At 66.7% G+C, this 19867-nt stretch carries 17 protein-coding genes and 1 tRNA gene; 11 read left to right on the top strand and 7 right to left on the bottom strand.

The annotated features are described in order from the left end of the window. The first annotated feature begins 40 nt into the window (after positions 1–40). From ACT2FV_RS26520 to ACT2FV_RS26510, 3 genes are all read left to right on the top strand, one after another. Entirely contained in the window at positions 41–319 is a 279-nt protein-coding gene (locus tag ACT2FV_RS26520) for a hypothetical protein (RefSeq protein WP_059599972.1), read from the top strand. 120 nt (positions 320–439) lie between these two features. Beyond that, positions 440–1924, top strand: a complete 1485-nt coding sequence (locus tag ACT2FV_RS26515; RefSeq protein WP_444505125.1) for a DUF1800 domain-containing protein — start codon at positions 440–442, stop codon at positions 1922–1924. A gap of 67 nt (positions 1925–1991) precedes the next feature. Then, positions 1992–3215 carry a DUF1501 domain-containing protein gene (locus tag ACT2FV_RS26510; protein WP_124622521.1) on the top strand — a complete coding sequence of 408 codons (1224 nt, stop codon included), beginning with the start codon at positions 1992–1994 and terminating at the stop codon, positions 3213–3215. A gap of 24 nt (positions 3216–3239) precedes the next feature. Here the strand turns inward: ACT2FV_RS26510 and hpnD are convergent, their stop codons facing one another. After that, the gene (gene hpnD / locus ACT2FV_RS26505; protein ID WP_444505124.1) at positions 3240–4073 is read right to left on the bottom strand and encodes a presqualene diphosphate synthase HpnD; all 834 of its coding nucleotides are present in this window, start codon (positions 4071–4073) and stop codon (positions 3240–3242) included. A gap of 245 nt (positions 4074–4318) precedes the next feature. Between hpnD and ACT2FV_RS26500 the strand changes: the two genes are divergently transcribed. Next, a tRNA-Leu gene (locus ACT2FV_RS26500) sits at positions 4319–4405 on the top strand. Between the two features lie 137 nt (positions 4406–4542). Next, a complete protein-coding gene (locus ACT2FV_RS26495; RefSeq protein ID WP_444505123.1) occupies positions 4543–4881 on the top strand; it encodes a hypothetical protein in 339 nt (112 codons plus the stop codon). Between the two features lie 114 nt (positions 4882–4995). On the opposite strand, the gene ACT2FV_RS26490 is transcribed toward ACT2FV_RS26495, so the two are convergent. The 4 genes from ACT2FV_RS26490 to ACT2FV_RS26475 all read right to left on the bottom strand — a co-directional run bounded on the left by ACT2FV_RS26490 (position 4996) and on the right by ACT2FV_RS26475 (position 8733). Next, positions 4996–5226, bottom strand: a complete 231-nt coding sequence (locus ACT2FV_RS26490; protein WP_124622527.1) for a hypothetical protein — start codon at positions 5224–5226, stop codon at positions 4996–4998. Between the two features lie 97 nt (positions 5227–5323). Then, entirely contained in the window at positions 5324–6433 is a 1110-nt protein-coding gene (locus tag ACT2FV_RS26485; protein WP_444505122.1) for a class II histone deacetylase, read from the bottom strand. Between the two features lie 16 nt (positions 6434–6449). Beyond that, entirely contained in the window at positions 6450–7667 is a 1218-nt protein-coding gene (locus ACT2FV_RS26480; protein ID WP_444505121.1) for an MFS transporter, read from the bottom strand. A 22-nt stretch (positions 7668–7689) separates the two neighbouring features. Further along, on the bottom strand, positions 7690–8733 hold the full coding sequence (locus ACT2FV_RS26475) for a porin (RefSeq protein WP_444505120.1): 1044 nt from the start codon (positions 8731–8733) through the stop codon (positions 7690–7692). A gap of 302 nt (positions 8734–9035) precedes the next feature. Here ACT2FV_RS26475 and ACT2FV_RS26470 point away from each other — a divergent pair, with 302 nt between their 5' ends. Together ACT2FV_RS26470 and ACT2FV_RS26465 are read left to right on the top strand one after the other, a co-directional pair. Beyond that, the gene (locus ACT2FV_RS26470; RefSeq protein ID WP_151048945.1) at positions 9036–10181 is read left to right on the top strand and encodes a helix-turn-helix transcriptional regulator; all 1146 of its coding nucleotides are present in this window, start codon (positions 9036–9038) and stop codon (positions 10179–10181) included. 101 nt (positions 10182–10282) lie between these two features. Beyond that, on the top strand, positions 10283–11281 hold the full coding sequence (locus tag ACT2FV_RS26465) for a 2-dehydropantoate 2-reductase (RefSeq protein ID WP_151048946.1): 999 nt from the start codon (positions 10283–10285) through the stop codon (positions 11279–11281). 256 nt (positions 11282–11537) lie between these two features. Here ACT2FV_RS26465 and ACT2FV_RS26460 read toward each other — a convergent pair whose 3' ends face one another. Next, positions 11538–11987 carry a MarR family winged helix-turn-helix transcriptional regulator gene (locus tag ACT2FV_RS26460; RefSeq protein ID WP_124622539.1) on the bottom strand — a complete coding sequence of 150 codons (450 nt, stop codon included), beginning with the start codon at positions 11985–11987 and terminating at the stop codon, positions 11538–11540. Positions 11988–12049: 62 nt separating this feature from the next. Further along, on the bottom strand, positions 12050–13195 hold the full coding sequence (locus ACT2FV_RS26455; protein WP_444505119.1) for a glycerate kinase: 1146 nt from the start codon (positions 13193–13195) through the stop codon (positions 12050–12052). A gap of 387 nt (positions 13196–13582) precedes the next feature. Between ACT2FV_RS26455 and tig the strand changes: the two genes are divergently transcribed. The 4 genes from tig to lon all read left to right on the top strand — a co-directional run bounded on the left by tig (position 13583) and on the right by lon (position 19780). Next, positions 13583–14929, top strand: coding sequence for a trigger factor (gene tig, locus ACT2FV_RS26450; RefSeq protein WP_124622543.1), 1347 nt, complete (start codon positions 13583–13585; stop codon positions 14927–14929). 140 nt (positions 14930–15069) lie between these two features. After that, the gene (gene clpP / locus ACT2FV_RS26445) at positions 15070–15723 is read left to right on the top strand and encodes an ATP-dependent Clp endopeptidase proteolytic subunit ClpP (RefSeq protein ID WP_006496351.1); all 654 of its coding nucleotides are present in this window, start codon (positions 15070–15072) and stop codon (positions 15721–15723) included. A gap of 164 nt (positions 15724–15887) precedes the next feature. After that, positions 15888–17159 carry an ATP-dependent Clp protease ATP-binding subunit ClpX gene (gene clpX, locus ACT2FV_RS26440; RefSeq protein WP_006754177.1) on the top strand — a complete coding sequence of 424 codons (1272 nt, stop codon included), beginning with the start codon at positions 15888–15890 and terminating at the stop codon, positions 17157–17159. Positions 17160–17356: 197 nt separating this feature from the next. Further along, positions 17357–19780 carry an endopeptidase La gene (gene lon, locus ACT2FV_RS26435; RefSeq protein WP_059604136.1) on the top strand — a complete coding sequence of 808 codons (2424 nt, stop codon included), beginning with the start codon at positions 17357–17359 and terminating at the stop codon, positions 19778–19780. The last annotated feature ends 87 nt before the right edge of the window (positions 19781–19867 follow it).

Raw genomic sequence — 19867 nt, 5'->3', positions numbered from 1 at the left:
TGACGAAGGGAACAAATCGACCAGAGAAGCGAGGACGGTCATGCGATCTGCCCGGATTGCACTGATGCTGACGATCGCACTTGCCGGTCCATATGCGTCGAACTTCGCGTATGCGCAGCGCCCCGAGCAGGGCGCCTCGTCGCGCAAGCTGCAGCGCGGCAAAGCGCCGCAGCCCGACCGTGCCGCCGACACGGCGGTCCGTTCCGCCGTGCCTCCCGATCTCGAACAGCGCCGCCGCGACGGGCACATGACGCCCGAGGAGCGCCACCTGTTGCGCCAGCACATCGAGGACGCCGTTCGCGAGCTGTACAAGCGCTGACACGCACGCGATCCTGCACGGCACGGAAAGATTCCGTAGCAATTTTCCCGTCAACTTTCAGATGCCTGCTGCCGTTGTACCGGCATCCGCACCGCCGGTGCGTTCCGGGAGTCCACGACGATGAAAGCGAACGCTGCCGCCCCGGCATCGCCCGCGATGCAGGCGCCGCTCGACGCCGACGATGCGCTGTTCTTCCTGAGCCGCACCGGCTTTTCTCCCGCACCGGCCGAGGTCGCCCGCATCGTCGGGATGACGCGCGCGCAAGTCGTGGCCGATACGCTCGGCAACGTGCGACGCGACCCCGTGACGACCTGGCCCGACTGGCTCGCCGAGCTGCCGCCGACCCGCGCACAGCGACAGGCGCTGACCCCCGACATGCGGCGCGACGAGCAGCGCGAACGCAATCGCCGCTACGATGCGTTGCGCGCCGCGTGGGTCAACGAGATGGTCGCGACGCCGACGCCGCTCACCGAGCGCATGACGCTGTTCTGGCACGGGCACTTCACGTCCGGGCAGGACAAGGTCCCGTACCCGCAGACGATGGCCGCGCAGCATGCGCTGTTTCGCCGCGAGGCGCTCGGCAACTTCGGTACGCTGTTGCACGCGGTCGCGAAGGATCCGGCGATGCTCCAGTATCTCGACGGCGCGAGCAACCGCAAGGGACGCCCAAACGAGAATTTCGCGCGCGAGGTGATGGAGCTGTTCACGCTCGGCGAAGGGCGCTACACCCAGCATGACGTGACCGAAGCCGCGCGCGCGATGACCGGCTGGAGCGTCGATCCCGATACGTTGCGCTTCGCGGCGCGGCCCGAGTGGCACGACGCCGGCGACAAGACGATACTCGGCGAGACCGGTGCGTTCGACGGCGACGGCTTTCTCGACATCCTGTTGAAGCGGCCCGACACCGCTCGCTTCATCGCCGGCAAGCTGTGGCGCGAGTTCGTGTCCGATGCGCCCGATGCCGGCGCGCTCGATGTCGTCGCCGAACGATTTCGCGCGAACGGCTACGACATACGCGCGGCGCTCGCAGCGCTCTGGTCGACCGACGAATTCTGGGATCCGCGCAATCGCGGCGTGCTCGTGAAGTCGCCGGCCGAGTTCGTCGTCGGATCGATGCGGTTGTTCGACGTCGCGTATGGCGATCCGCAAATGCTCGCGAACACCGTGCGCACGCTCGGGCAGAACCTGTTCTATCCGCCGAACGTGAAGGGTTGGCCGGGTGGTGCGATGTGGATCAACAGCACGACGCTGCTCGCGCGCAAGCAGTTCGTCGAGCAGTTGTTCCGCGCAACCGAGACCGTCGGCATGCGGGCGCCCGCGCGTGCGATGGCGACACCGTCGCCGAATGCGCGTGCGCAAACGATACCGGTTGCCGACATGCGCGCCGCGCCGGCGAGGCCCGCGCGCGGCGGCCTGCGATTCGACCTCGAACGCTGGCTTGCGCAGTATCGTGCGCGGCCGCAGGCGATTGCCGGATTGTCGACCGAGCTTCAACTGCAGCACGCGGTGCTGCCGCTGTCGCCGGTCGCGGCAATCGATACGGGCTCGACCGGCAGCGCGTATCTCGAGGCGCTGCTGATGGATCCGGCTTACCAACTGAAATGACCGAAACGACGATGAACCGGCGCGCTGCCGCGATGGCCGCGCCGCGCGGCGAACGGAAGGATGCACGATGAACCGACGTGATTTTCTGACGCTGACGGGCGCCGCGGCCGCGGCGGGCGTGTCACTGTGGCAGTCGCCCGCGCAGGCGGCGACATCGATGGCCGCGGCGGGGCGGCAGCCGGCGGCCGGCTACGCGAACGTGCTGATCCTCGTCGAGCTGAAGGGCGGCAACGACGGCCTCAACACGGTGGTGCCGTATGCCGATCCGCTCTACTACCAGTTCCGCCGCAGCATCGGCATCGCGCGCGACCACGTGCTGCAGCTCGATGCGCATACGGGGCTGCACCCGTCGCTCGCGCCGTTGATGCCGCTGTGGCGCGACGGGCAGGTCGCTGTCGTGCAGGGCGTCGGCTACCCGCAGCCGAACCTGTCGCATTTCCGCTCGATCGAGATCTGGGATACCGCGTCGCGCTCGGACCAGTACCTGCACGAAGGCTGGCTCACGCGCACGTTCGCGCAGGCGCCGGTGCCGCCCGGCTTCGCTGCCGACGGCGTCGTGCTCGGCAGCGCGGAGATGGGGCCGCTCGCGAACGGCGCGCGCGCGATCGCGCTCGTCAATCCTGCGCAGTTCGTCCGCGCGGCGAGGTTGGCCGAACCGTCGTCGCTGCGCGAGCGGAACCCGGCGCTCGCGCACATCATCGACGTCGAGAACGATATCGTGAAGGCGGCCGACCGGCTGCGCCCGCGCGGCGGGATGCGCGAGTTCAAGACGGCTTTTCCGGCCGGCACGTTCGGTACGTCGGTGAAGACCGCGATGCAGGTGCTCGCCGCATGCGAGGCGTCGGGGCCCGGCGCGCAGGATGGCGTCGCGGTGCTGCGGCTCACGCTCAACGGTTTCGATACGCACCAGAACCAGCCGGGGCAGCAGGCAGCGCTGCTCAAGCAGTTCGCGGAAGGGATGAGTGCGATGCGCGGCGCGTTGATCGAACTCGGGCGCTGGAACCAGACGCTCGTGATGACGTATGCGGAATTCGGACGGCGCGTGCGCGAGAACCAGAGCAACGGCACCGATCACGGTACCGCCGCGCCGCATTTCGTGATGGGCGGCCGCGTGGCCGGCGGGCTGTACGGCGCGGCGCCGGCACTCGGGCATCTCGACGGCAACGGCAACCTGCCGGTCGCGGTCGATTTCCGCCAGTTGTATGCGACCGTGCTCGGGCCGTGGTGGGGGCTCGATGCAACGCACGTACTGCAGCAACGCTTCGATACGCTGCCGCTGCTGAAGGTGTGACGCTTGGGAGGGGGACGGCGCGGTTCAGCGGCGGCGCGCAGCGCGCCACGCGATCCACAGCTTGCGGATCGGTGTCAGCGCGATGCGCTGGTGCAGCACCTGGTAGCCGTCGCGCTCGATTTCGTCGAGCAGTGCACCGGCCAGTGCGATCTGCGCGCGCAGCGTGCGTTGCGCGCGGCGTTCGGATGCGGGGAGCGCTGCGTCGGCGGCGGCCAGCGCTTCGCGCGCGCGGCCCGTCTGAAACTGCAGCAGCTCGGTGAAGGCCGGACTGTAGCGGCGGTTCAGCAGGTCGGCAGCGGTCACGTTGTAGCGCTGCAGTTCGTCGATTGGCAGATAGATGCGGCCGTGGCGCGCATCGTTGCCGAGTTCCTGCACGAATTGCGCGAGCATCAGCGCGCGGCCGGCATCCGCGGCCCACGGTTGCGGGGCGGCCTGATTCGCGGCGCTTGCGCGGGCGACCAGCGACGCGAAGGTGCCGCCGACCTGCGCGATGTAGCGCTCCAGGTTCGCGAAATCCAGATAGCGCGCCTGTTCGAGATCCATCCCGTAACCGTTGACGAGCGTGCGCAGCGCATCGGATTCGGCCCCGATCGCCGGGTGGTGTTGCGCGAGCGCCTTCGTGACCGGATGCGACGGTTCGCCGGCGGCGAGCGCCGCGAGTTCCTTGTGCCACCATGCGAGCTTCGTGTGTCCGACGGTCGGATCGCTGGTTTCCTTGACGGTTTCCTCGAGTTCGCGGCGCAGCGCGAACAGGGCCGTCAGGCGCGGTTCGGCGGCGAGCGACGCCTGGCGCAGCGCGTAGTAGACGCTGGAGCCCGCGGGGGCGGCCTTTTGCTGACAGTAGTCGTCGAAGTTCACGGGTGGGATCGTGGCGGAGGCGGATTCGGGGACGCGCGCCGGCGCATGGCCGGCACTCGAGCGCGGCATTCTAGCACCGCTCTTCGACGGGCGCCGGTAGGGCGAGACAATGCTGCACAGATCGGGTAGAATCTCGCGCTCGCCTGATCGGGCGTGCCGGTTTTCGTGCCGATACGAAGCCCCGGCAAGTCCCGGGCGCGTGGAGAACGCATCTTGCGTGCCATGCGCTGAGGCGGCGGATATTCGCGTGAGTGGCGAAATTGGTAGACGCACCAGGTTTAGGTCCTGACGCCCGCAAGGGTGTGCCGGTTCGAGTCCGGCCTCACGCACCACGAAGTCGAACGTGCCCCGCTAAGGGCCGTTCCGAGAAAGCGCTGCCGGTCGGCTGACCGGCAGCGCTTTTTTGTTGGTGCGGCGCCGCATGGAGCGCATACGCTTTCGCAGGCACGGAAAACCGGCTGCGCATATCATGAGCAACGCCATTCATTCACGTGGGTTGTCCAACCGGGGACCATCGATGCCCAACGCAGCACGCATGCTGATTTCCGTTCTTCCCCTGACGCTGGCAATACCGGCGTTTGCTGCCACGCCTGCCGACAACGTCGCATGGAGCGCACGGCCCGTGCAGGCGATCGCGCCGTCCCCGGAGTGCATGGCCTACTCGGGGCGGCCCATCTCGAGCGGTGAGCCGACGACGACGGAAGCCGTCCTGAAATCGGTCGGCACGGTGCTGGTGGGTTCCGCGCTGAGCGCCATCCACGGCTATCAGGGGCCGATCGCGAATCCGTGCGCGCACGCGGGCCTGTGAACGGTTCCAGGCCGAACGGAGAGGCTTGCTGCCCGTCGCAGATACCCGCCTGCACCTGATGAAAGAAAGCGCCGCGCGTCCACCGACCGCGGCGCTTTGTCGTTTCGAGCGTGCCTAGTCCCAGAAACTCCGCACCGCGACCGCCACGATCACCGGCACCGAGAACACCAGCGGAATCGCGAAATACTGCGCTTCGCGATCGACGATCCAGCTATAGATCAACCACGCCGCGCCGATCGCGAACGTGATGAGGCCGACCAGCACGGCGGCGATATTCAGTGCGAGCTTCGACGGCTGGCGGCGCGGTTTGTCGTTGGTGTCGGGATCGCGCGAAGACGAATTCATCTGAAGAGGGGGCCGGACCTGGCAGGTGTAAAGACACAGGAAACCCTATCCGTACCGATCGCGCAAGGCCCGGCCCCGCATCGTTGGTGAGCGCGCGTTACAACCCGAACGACACGGCAAGTTCGTCGAGCAGTTCGCGCTGGAACATGACGAACCGCTCGCCCGGCTGCTGCGCGATCGCGAGATCGAGCATCGGATCGGCGACATCGGTGCGGATGCCGGCCAGCTCCTCGACGATCGCGAGTCCGCAGAACGGCACGTACGCCTCCGAATAGCCGCCCTCGTGGACGATCACGAGCCGTCCGCCGCAGTGGCGCTGCGCCGCCTCCTTCACCGAGCGCGTCATGTACCGGTAACTTTCTGTATGCAATTGCATGCGCGCGAGCGGATCGACCGCGTTCGCATCGAGGCCGCTCGCGACGACGATCAGCTCCGGCCGGAACCGCTCCAGCGCCGGCAGCACGATCCGCTCGAACGCATGGCGATACGCGTCGTCGCCGCTACCCGCGAGCAACGGCACGTTCAGGTTCGCGCCGACGCCCGCGCCTGCGCCGCGCTCGTCGCCGCCGCTGTAGCCGGGCGGAAAGCAGCGGTCCTGATGCAGCGAGATCGTCAGCGTGTCCGGATCGTCATAGTAGATCGACTGCGTGCCGTTGCCGTGATGCACGTCCCAGTCGATCACCGCGACGCGGTCGATGCCATGCTTCGCGCGTGCGGCCTCGATCGCGATCGGGATGTTCGCGAGCAGGCAGAAGCCCATCGGACGGTCGCGCAGGCAGTGATGGCCGGGCGGCCGCGACAGCGAGAACGCGTTGGCCGCACGCTCGGCGACGACGGTGTCGACCGCCGCGATCGCGAGACCCGCCGACAGTGCGGCGATCTCGTAGCTACCCTTGCCGAACGGCGCGAGATCGCCGAGGTCGCCGCCGTTCGCATCGCTGAGCGCGCGGAACGCGTCGAGATAGCTTGCCGGATGGATGCGCAACAGATCGCCGGTGGTGGCCGGCGCGGCACCGCGCATGTCGAGGTGGTCGGCCAGGCCCGAAGCCTGCACGAGCGACAGGAGGCGTCGCTTCGAATCGGGCGATTCCGCGTAGCCGGCGCTCGACGGCGGCTGGACCCAGCCGCCGACCGGGAAGAACAGCGCGTGCGTGCCGCCGGTGTGCCAGAAGGTGCGTTCGTCGGTGAAGAAGGCAGTGCGATTCATGGATGGTTTTGACCTGTCACGGTTGGGAGGAAGCGGAAGTCACGGAAGTCCGCGCGCGCCGATCGATATGGCGCAGCGCGGCAAACGACGCGATCGCGACGGCCGTCGCGGCCGCGAACAGCACGTGCATCGTGCCGCCCGCGTCGAGCAGAAGGCCGGCGAGGAGCGGGCCGGCCGCGAGGCCTGCGCCGATCACAAAATTGAGCGTCGCGACGAGCCGCCCGGACGTATCGATCTGCGCGACAGTCGCGAGAATGAACGGCAGTACGAATGTCCACGCAAACTTGAACGCGAAGATCGCGGCGCTGTAGCCGCCCGCATGCGGCAGCGCGGCGAGTGCGATGAGCGACGCCGCGAGCAGCGCGTAACCGGCGGCGAGCATCGTGCGCCGCGCAAGCCGGCCGCCCGCGCACGATGCGAGCGCCGCGCCGGCAATCCCCATCACGCTCGCGATCGCGAGCACGTTGCCGATCGACCGCGGGTCGAGTCCGGCCTCCGCCGCCGCGCGGCTCGCGAACGTCCACACGCTGCCGATCGCGAGATAGAAGCTCAGTACCGCACCGATCGCGAGCACGACGAAGCGCCGTGACGCATCCGTCGACGCGCCGCGCGCGGCCCGGCCCGACGCGGTCCGCGCACCGAGCGTCGCCGGAAAGCCGCGCGACAGCGGTGCGGCAAGCAGCGCGAGCGCGGCCAGCGCGACGTACAGCGCGCGCAGCCCGAACGCGGCGAACACGTGTGGCAGCACGAACAGGCCGATCGCGCCGGCGATCAACTGGCCGACGACCCACAGCCCGTACACGCGATCGCTGTTCTCGCTCGTGGCCGCGCTGGTCATGCAAAGCACCATCAGCGAGCCGCCGCCGAGCGCGGTGACGGCTCGCAGCGCGAGCAGCGCGACGAAGCCGGGCATCCACAACGCGGTCAGGAGATTGCCCGCGCCGAACAGCGCGATCGCGCACGCAGCGACGCGGCGCGCATCGACGCGGCCGAGCCACAGGTACGACGGCAGGGTCGCGAGGCTGAACGTGCCGAGTTCGACGAAAAAGTAGGTGCCGATCTGCGACGCGGACAGCCCGAGCTGCGTCGCGAGCTGACCGGCGACGGCCGGCGCGACGAGCAGCAGCAGCGGCGTGATGGCCGCGAACACGACGAGTGCGACGAGCGTCGAGCGCGCGAAAGGGGACGCGCGGCCGTCGGACGGCAGCGCGGCATCGGAGCAAAGGGTTTTCATGGCGGGATCTCGCTGGACGGAATCAGAACAGGTGATACATGCCGACCATCGCGCCGAACTGCGATGCGCCGGCGAGCGGTGTCGGGTCGTATTCGTAGACGGTCTGCGAACTCTGGCCGCTGTTGCGCGCATAACCGAGGTTCACGTAGGCGACGGTGCGTTTCGACAGCGCGTAGGTGGTGCTCGCGATGAACAGCGTCGGGTGGCCGATCGCCGGCGTGTGCGAATCGGTGTGATAGACGCCCGCGTTCAGCCCGATTCCACCCGACGTCAGATAACGGGCGCCGCCCCAGACGATCGTGCGCGCCGCATCGAGGTCGCCAGTCAGGCGTTCGATGCCCGCGTAGAGCGTGAGCGGCAGCGTCGCGAACGCGTAACGCGCGGCGAGCGTGCCGAGTTCGCGGCGGCGCGCGGAGGCGTCGTCCGCGGCCGACGCGTCGCCGTGCGCCTGATGCAGCACCGCGCTGATCGACAGCCCGTTGCTGGCGTACTGACCGCCGAGCTCGAGCACGCGTCCTGCGCGCGTATTGCCCGCGACGCCGGCGGTGGCGACGAGGGCCTCGACATCGAAGCCGGCGAACGTCGGAGACTGGTACTTGATCGAGTGGTCGATGAAGTTCGCCGTCATCGGCACGAGCACGCCCTGGCCGCTGTACGACGCGTACCACAGCGGGTCGTAGAACAGCGTCTTGTCGAACAGCACGCTGAACTGCCGGCCGAGCGTCACGGTGCCGACGGGCCCCGCGATGCCGACGTACGCGCCGCGGAAGAACGCGTAGCCCGGCACGGTCGAGGTGCCGTCGTTGATGTTGAGGCCCTGTTCGAGCTTGAACAGGGCGCGCCAGCCGCCGCCGAGATCCTCGGTGCCCTTCAGCCCGACCTGCGACGGCAGGATGCCGTAGTTCTGCAACTGCACGGCCGCGTGCCGTCCGTCGGCATGCGTCAGGTACTGCACGCCGGCGTCGAGCGCGCCATACAGCGTGAGGGTCGATTGCGCGTGCGCGGCAAGGCTGCACGCGGCGAGCGCCGCGGCGGTCGCCGTGCGGATGAAGCGGGATGTCATCACGTGGGGTTCTCCATACCTTCCTGCATCGTTTGTTGTTGGCGTTGTCGCGACGCAGTGTCGGCAGCGGGAAAACCGCTGAACAGTCGTGCAGATGAACGGTGTGGAAAACCCGCGGTGCACGGGGTGGACGTGCCGCGACACCGCGACGCGGCGTGCTGCGCAGCAGCAACGGGCGGCGCACCGTTCAAATGGATGGGGTTGCGGCATGTTCCGGCGACGGAGCCCGTCAAAAATGCCGGTCGCTATAATCGGCCGGTCTGCGTTGCGTGCATCAGCGGCCCGATCGGGCAGGGGAGCGGAAGGTGAGGATCACCACGGATATCGGACAGGATCGCGATGCGCTGCGCGACGTGCCGGCCGCGATCGTGCTCGACGAATCCGCATGGCCGCCGCTGCCGTCCCGCCGCGCCGATTTCGACGGCGTGACGCGCGGCGACGCGGCGCGACGCGAACTCGGCCTGATGCTGCTCGACCTGTATGCGGTCGCCGCGCAGTCGAGCATCGGCGAATTCGAGTGCCGCTTCTTTTCGCTGCTGCAGGGGCTCATCCCGTTCGACGCCGCGTGGACCGGCGTCGCGACGCACACGCCGACCGGCCCCGTGATGCACAACAGTTTCCTGTACCGTCTTCCGCACGCGTTCTTCAGCGACTGGAAACGCGTGCGCGATTGCGATCCGCTCGCGCAACGCACGCTGCTCGGCGCGCACGGTCGCGCGGTGCGTCTGTCGGTCGTCGAGCCCGGGTTCGACGCGCGGTTTCGCGACTGGTGCGTGAAGTACGGGCTGGCGCAACTGATGTGCGTGTGTACGCTCGATCGCCGCTTCGGGCTGACGACGTTCATGTCGATCTATCGCCAGGGCCTGAATCGTCCGTTCAGCGACGACGAAGCGAGTCGCTTCGAGGAAGTGATTCCGCATCTGGCGGCCGCGCTGACGATCAATCGCGCGGCGCAGCTCACGCGCGAGCGTGCCGATGCGGTGGCGCCGGCGGCGCGCGCGCTGTGCGACAACTTCGGCGTGCTGCATCACGCTGATCACGGCTTCGACGACGTGCTGCGGACTGAATGGCCGGCGTGGACGGGCCCGCGCGTGCCGGAGCCGCTGGTCGCGCATGTGCGCCGCCAATCGGGCCAGCCGTACATCGGCGACGCGCTGCGCATCCAGTGCGTGCCCATCGCGGGACTGTTCCAGATCGAGGCGCGGCCGCGCTCGCTGCTCGACAGGCTGAGCCCGCGCGAGCTCGCGGCGATTCGCTATTACGGCGCCGGCCGTTCGCACAAGGAGGTCGCGCAGCAGATGGCGATTTCGCCGACGACGGTGCGTCACTATCTGCGCTGCGCGTACCGCAAGCTCGGCATGCACGACAAGAGCCAGATCGCCGGCGTGCTCGGCGCGACGGGCGGCACGACCGACGATGAGCCTGTGGAGGCGGTCATCGCACCGCGCTGAACCGCTCATGCGAACAGGGCCGCGCGGATGCTTGCGTAAATAGTTGTATCCGCAACCATTGGGCGCTATGCTCGTCCGCTCCGGGTAGACGGATTTTCATCATGAACGACACGAATTCAGGGTCGGTGCGCGCTGCGGTGGTCGGGGTCGGCGCGATCGGCGGGTTGCTCGCGGCAGCACTGTCGCGGGCCGGCATGACGGTGAGCGCATTCGCGCGCGGCGCGACGCTCGATGCACTGAACACGCACGGCGTGCGCGTGATCGACGAGGCGGGGACCGAGTCGTCGGTCCCGGTGTGCGCGAGCGACGACGCGTCCGCGCTCGGCGTGCAGGACTACGTGGTGATCGCGCTGAAAGCGCAGGCGTTGCCGGCGCTGGCCGCGCGCGTTGCGCCGCTGGTCGGGCCCGGCACGGTGATTGTCGCCGCGATGAACGGGTTGCCGTGGTGGTTCACGCACGGGTTAGCGGGCCCGCTCGACGGCGTGCCGCTCGATGCGGTCGACCCGGCCGGGGCGGTCTCGGCAGCGCTGCCGCCCTCGCAGGCGATCGGCTGCGTCGTGCATCTGTCGTCCAGCACCGACGCGCCGGGTATCGTGCGCCGCGGCCGTGGCAACCGTCTGATCGTCGGCTCGCCCGATCCGCGGCTCGATGCGGCGACCGCGCGATTCGCGGCGGCGCTCGCCGCGGGCGGTTTCGACGTCGAGTCGACCCCGGCGATCCGCACCGAGATCTGGGCAAAACTGTGGGGCAACATGAACATGAACCCGTTGAGCGCGCTGACGGGTTCGACCGCCTCGCAACTGCTCGACGATCCGTTCACGCAGGAACTCGCGTTGCGGATGATGGAGGAGGCGGCCGCGATCGGCGCGAAGCTTGGTCTCGATACGAGAATGAGCGGGCCGGAGCGGATTGCCGTCACGCGCAAGCTCGGCGCGTTCAAGACGTCGATGCTGCAGGATTTCGAGGCCGGGCGAGCACTGGAGATCGGACCGATCCTCGGCGTGTTTCCGGAACTGGGACGCAAGCTCGACGTGCCAACGCCGTATTGCGACGCGGTGCTGGGATTGCTGCGTCAGCGTGCGGCGAACAGTGGGCTATAGCGGAGGGGGATCGCGGCGCCTGCCCGGTACGCGGAGAAGGCTGCGAGGCGCCGGGTAGGCGTCCGGTAGCCGCGGCAGGGGAAGCCGGGCACGCCGCCCGTGCGCCTGCGCGACTGGAAGGCCCGCAGGATTCATCTGAAATAACGCGGCGGGCGCTGGGGTCCGCTTGAGGCGCGTGCGGGGCCGCTTAGGCGATCCCGGTGCATGTCGCACCTTCGCCACGCGAGTGCGGTACCGATTGCCCCCGTATTGCGACTCAGTCGTCGCGTTCGACCGCGTTCGCGACGACCTTGTCGAGCAGTCGCTCGAACGTCTGGCGCTCGCTATCGGACAGGCACGCGAGCAAGCCGTCATTCCACTTGCGCACGATCGGCATGATCTTGCGATGCAGCGCACGGCCGTCGGCGGTCAGCGCGATCAGCACGATCCGGCCGTCTTCCTTGCTCGCGCTGCGCTGGAGCAGCCCCTGGCGCAGCAGCGCTTCCGCCGCGCGGCTCGCCTGGCTTTTGTCGAGATTGGTATGGCGGGCGAGATCCATGATCGAAAACGGACCAAAGGCGCCGACGGCGGCGATCACCCGCGCCTCGGGAAGCGAGATGTCCAGCTTGTGCCGGTAGACCTCGGCGATCCCGCGGTCGGATCGCTTCGTGAGCGCATGGAGGCGATAGGTCAGAAACTGATCGAGCCCGGCTTGGCGGCCTTTCATGTCGAATCCTGAAGAAAAAGGGCGGGCCCGATTGTTCCTGTATCGCGCGCTCGGGTCAACGGTCAGTGTGCGCCGTACTTCAGCCGTGTCAACTGTTCGGCTTCGTTCGCGAGCAGGTTCGCCGCGTCGCGGATCGCGACGTCGAGCGTGATCGGGCCGGGCGCGGGCGAGAAGCAGCCGGAAAAGTGCTCGGACAGGCGCGGCAGCGCGGCCGGGTCGACCGCGCCCGACAGGAGCGACGCGGGCACGCCCGCGGCCCGCGCATGACGGCAGGCGATGAACGGTGCCTTGCCGTGCAGCGTCTGCACGTCGGAGCGGCCTTCGCCGGTAATCAGCCAGTCGGCGCCGGCGAGCGCGGCATCGAGCCCAATTTGCCGTGCGACCACTTCCGCGCCGGCTTCGAACCGTGCGCCCAGCATGTGCAGCGCGAATCCGAGGCCGCCCGCCGCGCCGGCGCCTGGCAGGTCGCGGGCGCGCCGGTCGAGCGCGGTCTCGAGCAGGTCGGCGAAATGGCCGAGCGCGGTGTCGAGGGTCGCAACCTGCTCGGACGTCACGCCCTTTTGCGGACCGAACACCGCGGTCGCGCCGTGCGCGCCCGTCAGCGGGTTGTCGACGTCGGACATGCCGATGAACTCTGCTTCCTTCAGGCGTGGGTCGAGCCCCGACGCGTCGATCCGCGCGATATCGGCGAGCCGCGCCGGGACCGGTTCGACCGGCTGGCCCGCCGCATCGAAGCATTGCAGGCCGAGGCCCGCGAGCAATCCCGCGCCCGCGTCGTTGGTGCTGCTGCCGCCGAGCGCGACGAAGAAGCGGCGCACGCCCTCGTCGAGCAGCATGCGGATCGCTTCGCCCATGCCGCGCGTGCTGCGCGCGTCAACGGGCACGCTCATGCCGACCGCGTCGGTGATCCCGACGACCTCGGCCGTCTCGACGATCGCGGTGTGCGCGTCGATCACGCCGACGGCCGCGTCGCGTGCCGCGAGCGACGCGCCGGCCACCCGCAGCGCGCGCCGCGTGCCGCCGCCCGCCAGCATCGCGTCGAGCGTGCCTTCGCCGCCGTCGGCCATCGGGCAGCAGCGCACGATCGCGTCGGGACGGGCACGGCGGATGCCGGTGGCGATCGCGTCCGCGACCTGCTCGGCGGAAAGCGAGCCTTTGAACGAATCGGGCGCGATGACGACGACAGGCGCGGACGGGTGTTGCGGCATGGTGTCTCCGGAAGGCATGTTTGATGTGAAGAATGGCGGCCGCGACCGCGGCGCATGCTCAATCGGAGCTTACAGGATGGCGGCCCGGCGGTGGATACGCCGTTCGGCATAGCGGCGATCCGCGCGCATTGCCGTCGACGGAAGCGGACGGCGCGACCGGTCTGCATCGTTGTCGTGCCGTTCTGGCGGTACGAGGAAAATTGTTTGCTAGAATAGTCGATTCTTCCGGCCAAAGCCGTGCTCCGAGCCGCTTGCGCTAGCCATCCGGCGCGTGCAGGGATGGCGTGGCGCTCCGGCGCGGCGTGTGCATGCGATGCACCTCACGCCGCAGGCAGGCACGGCAAGGAAAACCCGATTCGCTCGAATAATTTTAGGACGATTGAAGCCATGGCTAACGTTGTTGAGAACCTCGGCAAGCTTGAACGCCGCGTGACGATTTCCCTGCCGAAGGACACCGTGCAGAAGGAAATCGACGCCCGTATCCAGAAACTCGCGAAGAACGTTCGCATGCCGGGTTTCCGCCCGGGCAAGGTGCCGCTCAAGATGGTCGCACAGCAGTACTCGGGCCAGGTCGAGGCGGAAGTGCTGAGCGACAAGATCGGCCAGGAATTCTTCACGATCAGCCGTGCGGAAAACCTGCGCGTGGCCGGCCAGCCGAGCTTCGAGCCGAAGCAGGAGCAGGCTGAGGATGCATACGCGTTCGACGCGACGTTCGAGGTTTACCCGGAAGTGAAGATCGGCGATCTGGCGACGGCTGAAGTCGAACGCTCGACGACGTCGATCGGCGACGCCGAAATCGACCGCACGCTGGATATCCTGCGCAAGCAGCGCGTGCACTTCCACGCTCGCGGCGAAGCCGGCGAGCACGGTGACGGCGGTGCGGACACCGCAGCGAAGAACGGCGACCGCGTGACGGTCGACTTCGTCGGCAAGATCGACGACGTCGCGTTCCAGGGCGGCACGGCCGAAGACTTCCCGTTCGTGCTCGGCGAAGGCCGCATGCTGCCGGAATTCGAAACGGCGGCGCTGGGCCTGAAGGTCGGCGAACAGCGTACGTTCGATCTGAAGTTCCCGGACGACTACCACGGCAAGGACGTGGCGGGCAAGACGGCGCAATTCACGGTCACGATGAAGAAGATCGAGTGGCCGCACATGCCGGAAATCGACGGCGAATTCGCGAAGTCGCTCGGCATCGAAGACGGCGACCTGACGAAGATGCGCGCCGAAATCAAGGAAAACCTCGAGCGCGAAGCGAAGCGTCGCACGCAAGCCATCGTCAAGAACCAGGTGATGGACGCGCTGCTGAAGATTTCCGAACTCGACGTGCCGAAGGCGCTTATCGAGCAGGACCAGCAACGCCTCGTCGAAATGGCTCGCCAGGATCTGGCGCAGCGCGGCGTGCCGAACGCGAAGGACGCACCGATCCCGGCCGAGATGTTCGCCGAGCAGGCAGAGCGTCGCGTGAAGCTGGGCCTCGTGCTGGCCGAGCTCGTGAAGTCGAACGGCCTCGAAGCGAAGCCGGAGCAGATCCGCGCGGAAGTCGACGAGTTCGCGAAGAGCTACGAAGACCCGAAGGAAGTGGTCCGCTGGTATTATTCGAACCAGCAGCGCCTCGCCGAGATGGAAGCGTTCGTCGTTGAAAGCAACGTCGTCGACTTCGTGCTGGGCAAGGCAAAGGTGACGGACAAGGAAGTGAGCTTCGAGGCACTCGCGAGCGCATCGGCGCAAGCGTAAGTGTCGCTCTAGCGGCGTGCCGGCTGTCGGAGCGACGGCCCGCACGCCGTTTCTACGTCAAGCGCACGGTTGCCATTAATATGGCGATTGAGCGGGCGGCTTCCCTCCGTTCAATTTTCCATTCGAACAAGGCTTATTGAATGATCACTCGCGCTGAATTGCTGGACATGCTTGCGTCGAACGCGCCGCAGGGTTTCGAGGCGCAAGCGCTGGGGCTGGTGCCGATCGTCGTCGAAACGAGCGGCCGCGGCGAGCGTTCGTACGATATCTATTCGCGTCTCCTGAAGGAGCGCCTGGTGTTCATGGTCGGCGAAGTGAACGACCAGACCGCCAACCTCGTGGTCGCGCAATTGTTGTTCCTCGAGAGCGAGAATCCCGACAAGGACATCAGCCTCTACATCAACAGCCCGGGCGGCTCGGTATCGGCCGGCATGGCGATCTACGACACGATGCAGTTCATCAAGCCGGATGTGTCGACCCTCTGCATGGGCCTCGCGGCCAGCATGGGCGCGTTCCTGCTCGCGTCGGGCGCGAAGGGCAAGCGTTTCGCGCTGCCGAACTCGCGCGTGATGATTCACCAGCCGCTCGGCGGCGCGCGAGGCCAGGCGTCCGACATCGAGATCCAGGCACGCGAAATCCTCTACCTGAAGGAGCGGCTGAATAACCTGCTCGCGCAGCATACGGGCCAGGACGTCGAGCGCATCGCCCGCGACACCGACCGTGATAACTTCATGTCGAGCGAAGATGCGAAGGCGTACGGGCTGATCGATCAGGTGCTGCTGAAGCGCCCGTGAGCTTAAGTAGGGTGCCGCCCCGATTCGGTCGGTGCCCCCGCAATGTCCCGAGTGCCCTGAGCATCTGCGGCAAGCGCATCCAGCCGGCTCCGGTCGCGCCCTAGGCGCGGCGTCCGGAGCATTCGGCGTATCATGTCATTTACCTGTCCGGAGGCTCTACATTCATGGCGGACAAAAAAGGTTCGAACAGCGAGAAGCTGTTGTATTGTTCGTTTTGCGGCAAGAGCCAGCATGAGGTGAAGAAACTCATCGCGGGCCCGTCGGTATTCATCTGCGATGAATGCATCGACCTCTGCAACGAGATCATTCGCGACGAGGCGGCTGCCGCCGGCGTCGAGGCCAGCCTGTCCCGGTCGGATCTGCCGAGCCCGCAGGAAATTCGCGACATCCTCGATCAGTACGTGATCGGCCAGGAGCGCGCGAAGAAGATCCTCGCGGTGGCCGTCTACAACCACTACAAGCGCCTGAAGCACCTCGACAAGAAGGACGATGTCGAGCTGTCGAAGAGCAACATCCTGCTGATCGGCCCGACGGGCTCCGGCAAGACGCTGCTCGCGCAGACGCTCGCGCGGTTGCTGAACGTGCCGTTCGTGATCGCCGATGCGACGACGCTGACCGAAGCCGGCTACGTCGGCGAGGACGTCGAGAACATCATCCAGAAGCTGTTGCAGAACTGCAACTACGAGGTCGACAAGGCCCAGCGCGGGATCGTCTACATCGACGAAATCGACAAGATCAGCCGCAAGTCGGACAACCCGTCGATCACGCGCGACGTGTCGGGCGAGGGCGTCCAGCAGGCACTGCTGAAGCTCGTCGAGGGCACGATGGCGTCGGTGCCGCCGCAGGGCGGCCGCAAGCACCCGAACCAGGATTTCATCCAGGTCGACACGACCAACATCCTGTTCATTTGCGGCGGCGCGTTCGACGGGCTCGAGAAGGTGATCACCGATCGCACCGAGAAAACCGGCATCGGCTTCGGCGCGACGGTCAAGAGCAAGCAGGAACGCGACGCGGGCGAAGTGCTGCGCGAAACGGAACCGGAAGACCTGATCAAATTCGGTCTGATCCCCGAACTGATCGGCCGTCTGCCGGTGGTCGCGACGCTCGGCAAGCTCGACGAAGCCGCGCTGATGAAGATCCTCGTCGAGCCGAAGAATGCGCTCGTCAAGCAGTATCACAAGCTGTTCGCGATGGAGCGCGTCGAGCTGGAAATCCGGCCGGGCGCGCTGCAGGCAGTCGCACGCAAGGCGATCCGCCGCAAGACGGGCGCGCGCGGTTTGCGTTCGATCATCGAACAGGCATTGCTCGACGTGATGTATGAACTGCCGGCGATGAAAGGGGTCAGCAAGGTCATCATCGACGAGAACGTCATCGATGGCGACGGCAAGCCCCTGCTGATCTATGAGGACACGCCGAAGGTGGCGGGTTCGAACTGACCGGCTTGCCGACGATGTTCTGCGAAAAAGGCCGTTCATGAGACCGTGGGCGGCTTTTTTTCGTTTATCTTGTGGGTAACTCTGACTCGACACGCGGTGGTTACTTTCTTACCGAATATTTCCCGCACTTGAAGGCTTGCAATTCGTTGTGGCGGCCTCAATTACCGAACAATTGATTCCACTCATGGGGAAATGAAATGTCAGGCACCCAACTTCTCCCGCCGGAACGCATTACGCTCCCGCTGCTGCCGCTGCGGGATGTCGTCGTTTTCCCGCACATGGTGATTCCGCTCTTCGTGGGCCGGCCGAAATCGATCAAGGCCCTCGAAGCAGCGATGGAAGGCGGCAAGCACATCATGCTCGTCGCCCAGAAGACCGCGGCCAAGGACGAACCGACCGAAAAGGACATGTACGAGGTCGGTTGTATCGCCAACATCCTGCAGATGCTGAAGCTGCCGGACGGCACCGTGAAGGTGCTCGTCGAGGGCCTGCAGCGTGCGAAGGCGTTGTCGATCGAAGAGCAGGAGACGCAGTTCTCCTGTGAAGTCATGCCGCTCGAGCCCGATCACGCCGACAGCGCGGAAACGGAAGCGCTGCGTCGCGCGATCGTGTCGCAGTTCGACCAGTACGTGAAGCTGAACAAGAAGATCCCGCCGGAAATTCTCACGTCGCTGTCGGGCATCGATGAAGCAGGCCGCCTCGCGGACATGATCGCCGAGCGTCTGCCGCTGAAGCTCGACCAGAAGCAGCACATCCTCGAGATGTTCCCGGTCATCGAGCGCCTCGAGCACCTGCTCGCGCAGCTCGAAGCCGAGATCGACATCCTGCAGGTCGAAAAGCGCATCCGCGGGCGCGTGAAGCGCCAGATGGAAAAGAGCCAGCGCGAGTACTACCTGAACGAACAGGTCAAGGCGATCCAGAAGGAACTGGGCGAAGGCGAAGAGGGTGCGGACCTCGAGGAACTCGAGAAGCGCATCAACGCCGCGCGCATGCCGAAGGAAGCGAAGAAGAAGGCCGATGCCGAGCTCAAGAAGCTGAAGCTGATGTCGCCGATGTCGGCGGAAGCGACCGTCGTGCGCAACTACATCGACACGCTGATCGGCCTGCCGTGGCGCAAGAAGAGCAAGGTCAACAACGACCTGTCGAACGCCGAGCAGGTGCTCGACGAGGATCACTTCGGCCTCGAGAAGGTGAAGGAACGCATCCTCGAGTATCTCGCGGTGCAGCAGCGCGTCGACAAGGTGAAGGCGCCGATCCTGTGCCTCGTCGGGCCTCCGGGCGTCGGCAAGACCTCGCTCGGCCAGTCGATCGCTCGCGCGACGAACCGCAAGTTCGTCCGGATGGCGCTCGGCGGCGTGCGTGACGAAGCCGAGATTCGCGGCCACCGCCGCACGTACATCGGCTCGATGCCGGGCAAGATCCTGCAGAGCCTGGCGAAAGTCGGCGTGCGCAATCCGCTCTTCCTGCTCGACGAAGTCGACAAGATGGGCATGGATTTCCGCGGCGATCCGTCGTCGGCGCTGCTCGAAGTGCTCGATCCGGAACAGAACCACACGTTCGCCGATCACTACATCGAAGTCGACTTCGACCTGTCGGACGTGATGTTCGTCGCGACGTCGAACTCGCTGAACATCCCGCCGCCGCTGCTCGACCGGATGGAAGTGATTCGTCTGTCGGGTTACACGGAAGACGAGAAGGTCAGCATCGCGCAGCGTTACCTGCTGCCGAAGCAGAAGAAGAACAACGGCCTGAAGGAAGGCGAGATCGAAGTCGCCGAGCAGGCGATCCGCGACATCATCCGCTACTACACGCGCGAAGCCGGTGTGCGTTCGCTCGAGCGGGAAGTGTCGAAGATCTGCCGCAAGGTCGTGAAGATGCTGTTGCTGAAGAAGGCATCGGGCGCGATCAAGGTCGATGGCGAGAACCTCGATACGTTCCTCGGCGTGCGCAAGTACGACTTCGGCCTCGCGGCGAAGGAGAACCAGGTCGGTCAGGTGACGGGCCTCGCGTGGACGGAAGTTGGCGGCGACCTGCTGACGATCGAAGCCGCGGTGATGCCGGGCAAGGGCAACGTGATCCGCACGGGTTCGCTCGGCGACGTGATGAAGGAGTCGGTCGAGGCTGCACGGTCGGTCGTGCGCTCGCGTTCGCGCCGTCTGGGCATCAAGGACGAAGCGTTCGAGAAGCAGGACATCCACATCCACGTGCCGGAAGGCGCGACGCCGAAGGACGGTCCGTCCGCCGGCGGTGCGATGACGACCGCGCTGGTGTCGGTGCTGACGGGGATCCCCGTGCGTGCCGATGTCGCGATGACGGGCGAGATCACGCTGCGTGGCGAAGTGCTGCCGATCGGCGGGCTGAAGGAAAAGCTGCTGGCTGCGCATCGCGGCGGCATCAAGCTCGTGCTGATCCCGGAAGAGAACGTGAAGGATCTCGCGGACATTCCGGACAACGTGAAGAACGCGATCGAGATCGTGCCGGTCCGCTGGATCGACAAGGTGCTCGAACTCGCGCTCGAGCGTACGCCGACCCCGCTGCCGCCGGAAGAAGAGGCGAAGGCTGCGGCACCGGTCGGCGAGGCGGCGACGGATGCCGGCTCGACGGAAGTCGTCAAGCACTGAAAACCTGAGCGCCGTCCCTGACGGTTGTTCACGAAACCCGCGGCGTGTCCGCGGGTTTTTTTATGTGTGTCGGCATCGTGTGTGTTG

The organism is Burkholderia sp. PR2 (genome assembly GCF_052372875.1).
Taxonomy (GTDB): domain Bacteria; phylum Pseudomonadota; class Gammaproteobacteria; order Burkholderiales; family Burkholderiaceae; genus Burkholderia; species Burkholderia diffusa.
This window is presented reverse-complemented; position numbering and strand designations above follow the sequence as displayed.